At 63.2% G+C, this 11,776-nt stretch carries 10 protein-coding genes; 1 reads left to right on the plus strand and 9 read right to left on the minus strand.

The window, feature by feature from the left end:
* Positions 1 to 135 precede the first annotated feature (135 nt).
* The 3 genes from ACVOLI_RS18920 to ACVOLI_RS18930 form a co-directional block, all read right to left on the minus strand.
* Entirely contained in the window at positions 136 to 519 is a 384-nt protein-coding gene (locus ACVOLI_RS18920) for a hypothetical protein (RefSeq protein ID WP_481615562.1), read from the minus strand.
* Positions 520 to 642: 123 nt separating this feature from the next.
* Positions 643 to 1,134 carry a chemotaxis protein CheW gene (locus ACVOLI_RS18925; protein WP_282272732.1) on the minus strand — a complete coding sequence of 164 codons (492 nt, stop codon included), beginning with the start codon at positions 1,132 to 1,134 and terminating at the stop codon, positions 643 to 645.
* A gap of 387 nt (positions 1,135 to 1,521) precedes the next feature.
* Positions 1,522 to 2,289 carry a flagellar brake protein gene (locus tag ACVOLI_RS18930; protein WP_481615563.1) on the minus strand — a complete coding sequence of 256 codons (768 nt, stop codon included), beginning with the start codon at positions 2,287 to 2,289 and terminating at the stop codon, positions 1,522 to 1,524.
* A gap of 343 nt (positions 2,290 to 2,632) precedes the next feature.
* Here ACVOLI_RS18930 and ACVOLI_RS18935 point away from each other — a divergent pair, with 343 nt between their 5' ends.
* Positions 2,633 to 3,385 carry a class I SAM-dependent methyltransferase gene (locus ACVOLI_RS18935; RefSeq protein WP_481615564.1) on the plus strand — a complete coding sequence of 251 codons (753 nt, stop codon included), beginning with the start codon at positions 2,633 to 2,635 and terminating at the stop codon, positions 3,383 to 3,385.
* 9 nt (positions 3,386 to 3,394) lie between these two features.
* Here ACVOLI_RS18935 and ACVOLI_RS18940 read toward each other — a convergent pair whose 3' ends face one another.
* The 6 genes from ACVOLI_RS18940 to ACVOLI_RS18965 form a co-directional block, all read right to left on the minus strand.
* Positions 3,395 to 3,802 (minus strand): hypothetical protein, encoded by a 408-nt coding sequence (locus ACVOLI_RS18940; protein WP_481615565.1) that lies wholly within the window; start codon positions 3,800 to 3,802, stop codon positions 3,395 to 3,397.
* On the minus strand, positions 3,766 to 6,111 hold the full coding sequence (locus tag ACVOLI_RS18945) for a methyl-accepting chemotaxis protein (RefSeq protein ID WP_481615566.1): 2,346 nt from the start codon (positions 6,109 to 6,111) through the stop codon (positions 3,766 to 3,768). Before ACVOLI_RS18945 ends, ACVOLI_RS18940 begins: the two co-directional genes overlap by 37 nt.
* A gap of 133 nt (positions 6,112 to 6,244) precedes the next feature.
* Positions 6,245 to 8,497, minus strand: a complete 2,253-nt coding sequence (locus ACVOLI_RS18950) for a methyl-accepting chemotaxis protein (protein ID WP_481615567.1) — start codon at positions 8,495 to 8,497, stop codon at positions 6,245 to 6,247.
* 285 nt (positions 8,498 to 8,782) lie between these two features.
* Entirely contained in the window at positions 8,783 to 10,744 is a 1,962-nt protein-coding gene (locus tag ACVOLI_RS18955) for a chemotaxis protein CheA (protein WP_481615568.1), read from the minus strand.
* A gap of 36 nt (positions 10,745 to 10,780) precedes the next feature.
* The gene (locus ACVOLI_RS18960) at positions 10,781 to 11,146 is read right to left on the minus strand and encodes a response regulator (protein WP_057628682.1); all 366 of its coding nucleotides are present in this window, start codon (positions 11,144 to 11,146) and stop codon (positions 10,781 to 10,783) included.
* A complete protein-coding gene (locus ACVOLI_RS18965) occupies positions 11,143 to 11,451 on the minus strand; it encodes an STAS domain-containing protein (RefSeq protein WP_303749795.1) in 309 nt (102 codons plus the stop codon). Before ACVOLI_RS18965 ends, ACVOLI_RS18960 begins: the two co-directional genes overlap by 4 nt.
* Between the last annotated feature and the right edge of the window lie 325 nt (positions 11,452 to 11,776).

The following is an 11,776-nucleotide window of genomic DNA, read 5'->3' on the forward strand; positions in this document are numbered from 1 at the left end:
CTAATGAAAGCAGCAGCTTGGGCTTCTTTTTCAGCTTGTTGACCCACTGCATCTGGCGGTATCGCGGGCAACCGCCCCCGCCATGTACCTGGGGGGGGGGGGCGCGCCGGGGGGGCCGGCGCGACGAAAGGCGGATTACTTGATGTTTGCCAGCTTCAGGTTGGCCGGCGACGCCACTTCGATTTCGGCGCGCGATGCTTCGCGCTGGATCTTGCCGATCACGCAGACGGTCTTGCCTTCCAGGGTTTCCAGCGGGAAGCCGAACTTGCTGCGGTTGCTGCCAGCGATGCGTGCCGAGAAGGTGTGGCGCGGGAACATGCCGCCCATGTGCAGGAAGGTCGGCTGGCCTTCGGAGCCTTCGGCGTAGCGGGCTTTCTCGACCTTGCCACAGACCATGCCGTCCTTGCCGGCGAAGCGCGCTGCGGTTTCCGGCGGGATCATCTCGGCATCGGCAGCGGCGTCGAACGCGACGGTCGCCAGTACGGTGGCAGCAAACAGCGGAAGTACATGCTTGTACATCGGGAACTCCGGAAAAGGATAGGGGGCCGGTCGGGGAGGACAGGCATGCAATCGCTATCGGCCCATAGTCGTCGGGCTTGAATTGCATGCATGGAACTGTGATCGACTTGGCGAAACCTTCGCTCAGGCCGCTTCTTCGGCAACGCTTGGCTGGCCTAGGTCGGCGGTATCGAGCAGGGTCTCGATATCCAGCAGGATCAGCATGCGGTCGTCCTGGGTGCCGATGCCGGAGATGAAGCGGGTATCGACTGCAGCACCGAATTCCGGGGTCGGGCGGATCTGCTCGGCATTGAGCGGGATCACGTCGGAAACGCTGTCCACGACGATGCCGACAACGCGGTCTTCGACGTTGAGCACGATCATCACGGTGAAGGCGTCATAGCGTGCTTCGTCCAGGCGCAGCTTCAGGCGCAGGTCGATGACAGGCACGATGGTGCCGCGCAGGTTGATGACCCCCTTGATGTAGTCGGGGGCATCGGGGACACGGGTGACGGCGTCATAACCGCGGATTTCCTGCACTTTGAGGATATCCACGCCGTAGTGCTCGTTGCCGAGGGTGAAGCTGAGGTACTCGCCACCGGTGGTATCGGCGGACGTGCTGCGGGAGTCATTCATGGCGGATCCTGGTCCTGGCGGGCTGCCGGTGTGGTGCGGCTGATGCATCGGTATCGGCGCTACCGGGTGGGACTTTAGGCGCCGAGGCAGGAATCGCGGGATGGGGTGCCAGGAGTGTGATTCTGGGCAGGATTGGCTTTGGGCGCGGCTGTGGCTTTTGCTCTCGCTCTATGCCGTCATTCCCGCGTAGGCGGGAATCGCTCTTGCCTCGGCCCTCGGCCTTGGCGGTGGTTACAAGTCTTGCTGCGTAAGAAAGGAGCTGCTGCAGGAGCCAAAAGCCAAAAGCAGGAGCTAGGAGCGATTCCCGCCTTCGCGGGAATGACGGCTTAAAAGCAAAAAAAACAGAGGCAAAAACAGCCCCTACCTGCCGCTACTAGCGCGCTTGCCTCACTCCCCGTTGCTGCGTGCCTTGCGCAGGCGGTCGATTCTGAAGATGTAGCGCTGGATGATGTTGTCGGCGCCGCGCGGCAGGTCGTCGAAGCGAAGGCCGATGCGGGTCATCTCCAAACCGTTGGGCTGCTTCTGCTGGCGCAGGTTGCAGACCACAAACGAGCACTTGATCGGTGCTCCTTCGGGAACCTCCAGCAAGCAGCTGTAGCGGCTCTGGAGTTTGAGCAGGTTCTGGTCGGGCGGTAGCAGCAGGGCCATGCCGCCTGCGCTGATGTCGAGGACGCGCCAACGGGTGGCTTCGCCGCCGTCCGGGTCTGGGAGAACGCAATACGGCGAATCGCCAACCGGCGTTTCCAGGCGATAGAACTCGCGCCGCTGCAGGTGGTAAACCTCTTCCGGCAACGGCATCTCAAAGGCCGTGTGTTCACCGCGCTCAACGCGGTGATGGCCCTGCAACTGGAAGCGCACCATGACCTTGTCGACCTGGCCGAAGCAGAGCAGAGTGCTTGCGGTTTCCACGGAGCGGTTGATCGATGGGACCGGGCTGGCATCCAGCATCAGGCCCTGCATGTCCACTTCGAGCACCGCCGAAGGAAAGGACTGGTCGCGCCCATCCGGGTGCACATTGATCATCGAACGCTGATCGATCATGGCCTGCAGCAGATGCCTCACCTGATGCGGGTTACGCACCATGTAGCGGTCATCGGCATACAGGTTGCCGGCGTGTGGCGAGGGCGTCGGTGCAGTCGATTCGTGGTCGGGCATGGACACTTTACGGTTGGGCGGTGATCAGCGTGGCCGCCTTGGAGGCGGTACAAACTGTGATAACGGCCGCCTTTTTAACATCTTTAGTCTGTCTGTTACGAGCCCAGTAATCACACCCGGTGATTTACTTACCTGTCTGCGCGGTAGCGGAATTCTGCCGTCGGCCGAATGTCCGGACTGCCGGGCTTTTGACGGTTTCGCAGAGGAACCTGAGCGGCGGCTTAATGTTCGAGATGACAGTGTGAAATAGTCTCAAATAGTGATTTGAATCACGATTTAACATTCAGCGATCCGTGAGCATCTGCAACTTCCGGGCAGTACCCTCAACGCAAGGGAACAGCAGATGAGCAAGGAAGCCGCAGATCAGTTCGATCAGTTGGGTGCGCTCTACGAGGACATGGCAACCTGGCCATTCCGGAAGTACATCGAAACCCCAAGCGTGTTTGCGGCGCTGGGTCCACTCGATGGACTTGATGTCCTGGAGTACGGCTGTGGCAGCGGTTACTACTCGCGTCTGTTGAAACGCGCAGGCGCGCGCAAGGTGGTTGGATATGACCTTGCCGAGGGCATGCTCGAGTACGCCCGCCGCTGCGCGCAGCGTGATGGTCTGGACATCAGCTTCCGCTCAACGTTGGATGAAACCACCAACGGCAATTTCGATCTTGTGCTGGCGGTCTATGTGCTGCCTTATGCCACCACCTTGGCCGAGTTGGATCAGATGGCAGCGGAGATGATGTCGCCGCTGCAACCCGGTGGTCGCTTGGTCGCGCTGCCGATCCATGCACGTTATGCACCAGCGCCGACTTACTACGAGGGCTGCGGCTTCACGCTGACGCCTGATGACGAAGCCAATCCCTGGCAGGAAGGCGGGCGCCTGCGCCTGGATCTGCGCTATCGCGAGTACGAAGCCAGTGTGCACGCCTGGTACTGGTCGCAGCAGGCAATCGAGGCGGCGTTGCTCAGGGCGGGTGCGGAAAATATCAAATGGTCGAATCCACGGCTGATGACGGGTCATGACCTGGGCGAGGTGCCACCGGCACTGCAGGCCTATGTCGATGAGCCGCATGCGGCAATCATCGAGTGCCGCAAGCGCTAGCAGCGCACGCTACCTGCAAGCGGTGCCCGGCAAGACGCACTTGCTGTAGTGAACCATGCCTTCGCTCCTGCCCTCGGTCTGGCCACCGGGGCGGTGAGCGTCCCCGAGGGTAGAGCGATGCCCATTGAAGTGGAAATACTGAATTCCATCGAACTGATGGATGAAGCCGAGTACCGCGTGTTTCACCGCGCCAGTGGCGCCTCGTTCTTCTACGATTGGCGTTTCCTGTGCGCTGCCGAGCGCTCGCCCTTGTTGGCGATCAAGGGCGCGTTCTACCTGCTGGCCCGCGAAGACGGCAGGCTGGTCGGCTTCGTGCCGGCGTACCTGCAGTTGGTGCAGACCGTGGATCCCTTTGGTCTGCTTGCGCGCACTGCGGATATTCAAAGTGATCGTGAGCAATGCGCGCTTTTCAGCCATGCGATGCACTGCTTTGACAGCGGCGTGGTCGTGCTGCTTGGCGCGGCGGCCATGGTGGTGCCCGCATTGCGGACCAGTTGCGAACCTTCGGCGACCTTGTCGACCGAACTGTCGATCAATCCCTTGATCTCCTTGGCCGCTGCCGCCGAGCGCTGCGCCAGCGTACGCACTTCCGATGCCACCACCGCAAAACCGCGGCCCTGATCACCGGCGCGTGCCGCTTCCACCGCAGCGTTGAGCGCCAGGATATTGGTCTGGAAGGCGATGCCATCGATGACGCTGATGATGTCAGCGATCTTCTTCGATGAGGCCTCGATCGCACTCATGGTGGTGACCACTTGCCCGACTACGCTGCCGCCCTGCGCGGCGACTTCGGCGGCACCGCGTGCCAGCTGGTCGGCCTGGCGTGCATGTTCAGCGTTTTGGCGCACGGTGGAGGTCAGTTCCTCCATCGAAGCAGCGGTTTCTTCCAGATTGGCGGCCTGCTGCTCGGTGCGGCGGGACAGGTCGTCATTGCCGGTGGCAATCTCGCTGGCCGACAGGCTGATGCTGCCACTGGCCGCCTGGATGCCCGAGACGATGCTGCCCAGTTGGTCGACCGTGGCATTGCCATCGTCACGCATGCGGGCGAACACGCCGTGGAACTCGCCTTCCATGCGCTGGGTGAGGTCGCCTTGCGCAACCGCCTGCAACAGCTTGGAGAGGTGGCCAAGGTTGACTTCAGTGGTTTCCATCAGCGAGTTGACGCCACCGACCATGTCGCGGAAATCGTGCTCGAACTGATCGGCGTCACCACGCTGGCTGAAGTCGCCAGCCGCCGCGGCATTGGCCAACCGCTTGATCTCGTTGTTGATCGCGGACAGGCTGGCCTTGGTGCTGTCCATCGCCTGGGTGATGACGAATTTCTCGCCGGGCAGGCGGTCCATGTCCACCGAAAGATCGCCGCGTGCGTAGTGGCGCATTACCTCGACAGCGCGCATCTTGACGCCGATGTGCTGGGCAACCAGGGTGTTGACCTCGCGCACCATCCGCCCGTACTCGCCGGGGAAACGGGATTCGTCGATACGGAAGCTGATCGCGCCCTGGTCGTGCTCGCGCACCATCTCGTTCTGCGCGCCGATGACGGCCTTGAGCTGGTTCTGCACGCGTTGCATCGAGCTGAGCAGGGCTCCCAGCTCATCGTCGCGCTGCACGCTGACGGCATTGTCGAGCTTGCCGGCGGCGATGTTGTCAGACAGTTTTACGGCCTCGTTCAGTGGCTTGAAGACGAACTTGCGCAGCAGCAGGAATAGCGCGCCGCACAGCAGCAGGGCGGCAATCACGCCGACCACGACGATGGTCCACAGCAGGGCCTGTGCCTGTTCCATCAACAGGGCGCGCGGCACCACGACGCCGAAGGCGAAGGTCTGCTCGGCGTTGCCGATCTTCAGCGGGACATAGGTTTCCACCACATCTTCGTCGAGGGCCGCATCATGGCGCTGCTCGAAGGTGATCTTGTTGCCGGCGGTGTTGGCCAACATCGCGCGCGTGTCCGCATCATCAGCCTTCGTGCCGACCTTGGCCGGATCACGGTCTGCAATGATGGTGCCCAACGGCGACAGCAGGCGGACGTAGCCTTCCTGCATCGGGCGCATCTTGGACAGGCGATCCTGCAGTGACTGCAGGGCGAAATCCACCGTCACCACGCCGAGGAACTGACCGTCCTGGACGATAGGCGTGGCCAGCGTGGTCATCAGGATCTTCTTGCCGCCGATCTCGTAGACGTACGGTTCCAGCACGGAGGGCTTCTTGGTCGCTGCCGGCTGCAGGTACCAGTCACCGTCGCCGGGCACGTCGTAACCGCGCAGCGGTTCCTGTACCGGTGCGCCGTCCTGCCATGCCCAATAGCTCATGAAGCGGCCGCTGGCGTCATGGCCTTCGGCATCGATATGGTTGGCATCGTCGCCGTCGAAGGCCTGCGGCTCCCACAAGGTGCCGACACCGACCCACTGCGGATTGTTCAATGCTTGCGAGTGCAGCACCTGTGCGGCGCTCAAGCGGCTGAAACCGCCTTGCTGGCGCAATGCAATGAAGCTGCGCGACAAGGTGTCGTTGGCCTCAAAACCGTGGCCAAGCTCGGTGGAGATGCGCTGGGCCTCGAGCTGGGCGATGTTCTCGAGACTGACCCGCGAGGCTGACAGCAGGGCATCGCTGCTGCGCAGGTAGATGAACAACGCGGTGAGGCCGAATGCGAAGGTCGCGACCAATGCCGTTCCCAGCATCAAGCGCATTGCAATACTGCGGGTGAGGAAATTAGTGGGCAAAGACATGGGTTACTGCTGGCCTGATAGGTAGGGGGTTTGTCAGTACATCGGCATCTGCAGGCGGAGCTGGAGCGTTTTCTTGCACTGAAATGACGACGCCCCTATTCAGGGGCGTCGTTCATACATGTGTAGCTGGCGATCAGAATTCCTGCCAGTCGCCGTCGTTGTCGACGCGCACTGCCGCATTGCCACGTTGTGCCGGAGCCACCGCGCGCAGGCGACGTGCCGGTGCCGGGGCAGCGGGAGCAAACGCAGTCTTGGCCTGCTGCGGCTGTGCGACAACTGCCTGCACGGCGTCGGTACGGAACACCGCAACCGCCTCACTCAGGTGGTTGGCCTGGTCTTCCATCGAACGTGCGGCGGCGGTGGCTTCTTCCACCAGCGCGGCATTCTGCTGGGTGGTTTCGTCCATCTGCATGACGGTCTGGTTGACCTGGTCGATGCCGGCGCTCTGCTCCTGCGACGCAGCTGAAATCTCAGCCATGATGTCCGTGACGCGCTGCACCGAGGTGACGATTTCGTCCATCGTGGCACCGGCCTGCTGCACCAGTACCGAGCCTTCGCCGACCTTGCCGACGGAGTCGTCGATCAGGCCCTTGATCTCCTTGGCGGCAGCCGCCGAGCGCTGTGCGAGGGTGCGGACTTCCGAGGCGACCACGGCGAAGCCACGGCCCTGCTCACCGGCACGGGCGGCTTCCACCGCAGCGTTCAGCGCCAGGATATTGGTCTGGAAAGCGATGCCATCGATGACGCTGATGATGTCGGCGATCTTCTTCGACGAGGCTTCAATCGCGCTCATCGTGGTGACGACCTGGCCGACAACGTTGCCGCCCTGGCTGGCGACGCCATGTGCGCCGATGGCGAGCTGGTTGGCCTGGCGGGCATGCTCGGCGTTCTGGCGCACGGTGGAGGTCAGTTCCTCCATCGAGGCGGCGGTTTCTTCCAGGTTGGCAGCCTGCTGCTCGGTACGGCGTGACAGGTCGCTGTTGCCGGTGGCGATTTCGGTGGCAGCCAGGTTGATGCTGGAGGCCGCGTGCTGGATGCGGCCGATGATGTCGGTCAGCTGGCTGACCGTGGCGTTGGCGTCGTCACGCATATTGGCGAACACGCCGTGGAAGTCGCCCTGCATCTTCGCGGTCAGATCGCCACGGGCGATGGCCTGCAGCAGCTGCGAGAGCTCGGACAGGTTGCCGTCGGTGGTTTCCATCAACTGGTTGAGGCTGCTGACCATGTCGCGGAAATCGTGCTGGTAGGCATTTGCATCGCCGCGCACGGAGAAATCACCCTGTGCGGCGGCACCGGCCAGACGCTTGATCTCGCTGTTGATCGCCGACAGGCTGGCCTTGACCGCATCCACGGTCTCGGTGATGACGGCCTTCTCGCCGGGCAGGCGTTCGATGTCGACCGACAGATCGCCGTTGGCATAGCGCTTGATGACTTCCAGTGCCGACAGCAGCATCTGGATGTGTGAAGCGACCAGTGCGTTGCTCTCCTTGACCATCACGCCATAGTCGCCCGGGAATGCAGTCTCATCCATGCGGTAGCTGATCATGCCGGTATCGTGCTGGCGCGCCATCTCACGCTGTGCGCCGATCACCGATTGCAGCTGTGCCTGCATGCGCTGCATGGACTGCAGCAGCATGCCGACTTCGTCGCGGCGCGAGGCATCGATACGACGGTCCAGCTTGCCTGCAGCGACATCGTCGGCTACGCGTACGGCCTCTGCCAGCGGCAGCATGATCGCGCGGATGATCGCCCAGCCCAGTGCGGCGGCCAGCAGCAAGGCCAGACCGAGACCGATCACGATGGCGATCAGCGAGCGCTGATGTGCCTGGCGAGATTCGGCGGTCTGCTTGGTCAGCTGCTCCTGGTTGTACTGCGACATCTGCTTGAGCTGGTCGAACAGGGCGCGGCGCAGCTTGCGAGAATCGCCACTGGAGATGGCGTTGGCGGTGACGAAGTCGTCGGCGGCGATCGCGGCGGCAATACGGTCGTGTGCTTCGAAGTAGCCAGCGCGCTGCTGCTTCATGTTTTCGTACATGGCCAGCTCGCTGGCGCTGTAATCGGCCTCGATGTCGTCGTAGGCTTTCTCGGCAGCTTCAATCAGCTTGCGGCTGTCAGCCATGCGCTTGTCGTAGTCGGCCAGCTGTTCCGGGTTGCCCTGGTAGTTGAGCTGGGCCTGCTCGAAGGTGCGGTACTCACCGAGCTGGGCGCGCATTTCGCCAAGCTGCTGGACGGCCGGCATCCAGTTGTTGTTGACCTGCTGTATCTGGGTGTCGGCCACGTTCATCCGCCACAGCGCGAACAGCGCAAGCAGCAGGGTGAGCAGGCTGGTGCTGCAGAACGCAAGCACCAGCTTTCGCGTGATCGACAGATTCTGGAACCACTTCATTGCAGACATCTCCGTAGGCGGGCATAGGGGGCGATCCACAGGTCCGGCGCTCCTGTGGAATGTCGTGCGTTGTGCAGGCCGCGACGGAGGCCCAGGTTGGTTGACAAACCTGATTGCATTGCGATGCGGTATCGGCAACTTTCGGAGCTTCTTGAAGACACTCCGTGGCTGTGATTCAGCCAGCCAAAAGGCGTGCGCCGCCGTATCCAGGCGCGGCGGACGCACGACACAACGCCGCCCGCCCAGATGTCGGGCGAGCGGCGTCAGTTGCGTGCTACGACGTGATCAGGCGGCTTGCTGGGTACGCAGCGAGCGCACAAGGCCGCCGATATCGACGATCAGCGCAACCCGGCCATCGCCGAGGATGGTGGCGCCGGAGACGCCGCTGATACGCCGGTAATTGTTCTCGATGTTCTTGACGACGACCTGTTGCTGGCCGATCAGCTCATCCACTTCCAGCGCGATCTTCTGGCCGTCACCTTCCACCACGACGACCAGCGGTTCGGCTTGTGGATTGTCGGGATAGCCGTAGTACTGGCCCAGCGACAGGATCGGCAGGTATTCGCCGCGGACGCGCAGAACGCGCCCCTCGCCAGCCATGGTGCGGATATCGTCTGGCTGCGGCTGCAGTGCTTCCAGCACGTAGGCCAGCGGCAGGATCAGGGTTTCGCCGGCAACCGATACGGTCATGCCATCGAGGATGGCCAGCGTCAGCGGCAGCCTGATCAGTACGCGGGTGCCGGCACCGGTGCGGCTTTCCAGCTGTACTTCGCCGCCCAATGCCTGGATGTTGCGGCGGACCACGTCCATGCCAACACCACGACCGGACAGGTCGGTGACCGCATCGGCGGTGGAGAAGCCGGGCTGGAAGATCAGATCCCAGACCTGTGCATCGGTGGGGTTGTCGGGCACGCTCAAGCCGCGTTCCAGCGCCTTGGCGAGGATCTTGTCGCGGTTCAGGCCGCGGCCGTCGTCGCTGACTTCAATGACGATGTGGCCGCCCTGATGCGATGCCGCCAGGGTAATCGTGCCGGTTTCGTCCTTGCCAGACTCCCGGCGCACGTCGGGCATTTCCAGGCCGTGGTCGATGGAGTTGCGGACCAGATGCACCAAGGGATCGGCGATCTTTTCGATCAGGCCCTTGTCCAGCTCGGTGCCTTCACCGATGGTGCGCAGGCGGACCTGCTTGCCGAGGCGGCTGGAGAGGTCGCGGACCAGCCGCGGGAAGCGACGGAATACTGCATCCACTGGCAGCATGCGCACGCCGATGACGGCTTCCTGCAGGTCGCGGGTATTGCGTTCGAGCAGATCCAGGCCAGCCAGCAGCTGCTCGGCGTGGGCCGGGTCCAGTCCGCCGGAAACCTGCTTGAGCATGGCCTGGGTGATGACCAGTTCACCGACCAGGTTGATCAGCGCATCGACCTTGTCGACGCTGACCCGGATCGAGCTTTCGGCTTCGTGCTGCTGGCCGCTGGCAGGTGCCTTGACGGCAGCCTCGGCGATGTTGGCGACCGCAGCGACCGGGGCTTCAACTGCAAGGCTGGGCGGTGCAGCCGGACGGATATCCAGCTCGCAGTCATCGACCACCCAGGCGAAGGTGTCTTCGATGCGGCTGCGCGGCACCTTGCCGACCAGGCCCAGGTCCCAGGCCAGGTAGGCTTCCAGCGGATCGAGCTGATCGAAGCTGGGCAGGCGCGCCATGCGCGGTTCCACGTGCAGGGAACCCAGGGTTTCCAGCTCGCGGATGATGCGCAGCGGATCATTGCCGCTCATGAACAGCGACGGCGCCGGGGCGAAGCCAATCTGCCAGGCGTCCGGGGTTTCTTCCTGTTTCACTGCAGCCACGGCAACCGGTGCCGTGCCGGACAGTACGGCCTGCAGACGATCGGTAACCGCCTTGACGGCGGCGGGATCGGCGGCCTGGCCATGTTCGACTTCGCGCAGCAGGGCGCGCAGCACGTCCACCGAACCCAGCATCGCGTCGACCGCGTTGCCTTCCAGTGCGCGCTTGCCGGAGCGCAGCTCATCGAGCAGCGTTTCCAGCACATGCGTCAATGCGGCGATGGCATCGAAGCCAAAGGTGCCGGCACCGCCCTTGATGGAGTGGGCGGCGCGGAACACGGAGTTGATGACTTCAGGGTCGTGCTGGCCGTCTTCCAGTGCCAGCAGGCCGGCCTCCATTGCATCCAGCCCTTCACGGCTTTCTTCGAAGAAGGTGGCGTGGAAACGTTGCAGGTCCATGCTCATTGGCGCGGTATCCGATCGGTGGGGCAGGTGGGCTGATCAGCCCAGGACTTTCTGTACGGTGGCAATCAGCTGTTCGGGATTGAACGGCTTGACCAGCCAACCGGTGGCGCCGGCGGCCTTGCCTTCGGATTTCTTGTCGGCGGCCGACTCGGTGGTCAGCATCAGCATCGGCGTGAACTTGTAGTCCGGCAGCTGGCGCAGTTCGCGGATCAGCGAGATGCCGTCCATGTTCGGCATATTGACGTCGGTGACCACGGCGTTGAAACGCTGGCCCTTGGCCCGGCCCAGGGCGACCGCGCCGTCTTCGGCTTCTTCTACCGAAAAGCCGGCCGAGGTGAGGGCGAAAGAGACCATCTGGCGCATTGACGCCGAGTCGTCCACCACCAAGATTCGTGCGCTCATGCAGCGTTCTCCACAGATTTCGTTGTGTCAGGGGTTGCTTCCAGACCCAGGGTCCGGAGGACACCGAGCAGGCGCGCGGCATCACGGAAGGTATCGGTAGCGTTGTCGAAGACGGTGCCGTTGCCTGCCTGCTGGCGTGCCAGCACAAAGGCGCACAGCACCTGCATCGCGGCGGTGTGCACACGGCCCACCTGGCTGGCATCCACGCGCAACTCGCCCGCTTGCGGCAGGTGGGTTGCCAGGTGTTGTTTCAACTCGCTGGTGGACTCGATGCCGAGATCCTGCGCCAGGGCCACAGTGCTCATCGTTGCTCCGAACAAACGTTACTGGGAGAGATAGCGGCGATATGCCAGTGATCTTTAGGGTTGCGATGCGCTGCAGCAGATAGTGTTAACGGGCGCACGGTTTTGCAGCTTTGCCCCCTCCCTTTTGTGCAGCAAAGGGGAGGGCTGGGGATCTGCTCCCTCCCTTGCGCCGAAGGCGTAGGGGAGGGCTGGGGAGGGGTAGCTCTTGGCTGGGTAGAGCCGCGCCCAGCTCGGGGGGGGCCGGGGCGGGGGAGGCTGGGGCCGGGCAGGGGGGGGCCGGCCGTTGGCCCCCCCGTCGCGGGGGGGGAGGGGGGGGGGGGGGCGG

This window comes from Stenotrophomonas sp. STEN029, from assembly GCF_056760015.1.

Coding starts and splice junctions, on each gene's coding strand:
- ACVOLI_RS18920 (WP_481615562.1), bottom strand. CDS start 519: ATGTACAAGCATGTACTTCCGCTGTTTGCTGCCACCGTACTGGCGACC.
- ACVOLI_RS18925 (WP_282272732.1), bottom strand. CDS start 1,134: ATGAATGACTCCCGCAGCACGTCCGCCGATACCACCGGTGGCGAGTAC.
- ACVOLI_RS18930 (WP_481615563.1), bottom strand. CDS start 2,289: ATGCCCGACCACGAATCGACTGCACCGACGCCCTCGCCACACGCCGGC.
- ACVOLI_RS18935 (WP_481615564.1), top strand. CDS start 2,633: ATGAGCAAGGAAGCCGCAGATCAGTTCGATCAGTTGGGTGCGCTCTAC.
- ACVOLI_RS18940 (WP_481615565.1), bottom strand. CDS start 3,802: ATGGCTGAAAAGCGCGCATTGCTCACGATCACTTTGAATATCCGCAGT.
- ACVOLI_RS18945 (WP_481615566.1), bottom strand. CDS start 6,111: ATGTCTTTGCCCACTAATTTCCTCACCCGCAGTATTGCAATGCGCTTG.
- ACVOLI_RS18950 (WP_481615567.1), bottom strand. CDS start 8,497: ATGAAGTGGTTCCAGAATCTGTCGATCACGCGAAAGCTGGTGCTTGCG.
- ACVOLI_RS18955 (WP_481615568.1), bottom strand. CDS start 10,744: ATGAGCATGGACCTGCAACGTTTCCACGCCACCTTCTTCGAAGAAAGC.
- ACVOLI_RS18960 (WP_057628682.1), bottom strand. CDS start 11,146: ATGAGCGCACGAATCTTGGTGGTGGACGACTCGGCGTCAATGCGCCAG.
- ACVOLI_RS18965 (WP_303749795.1), bottom strand. CDS start 11,451: ATGAGCACTGTGGCCCTGGCGCAGGATCTCGGCATCGAGTCCACCAGC.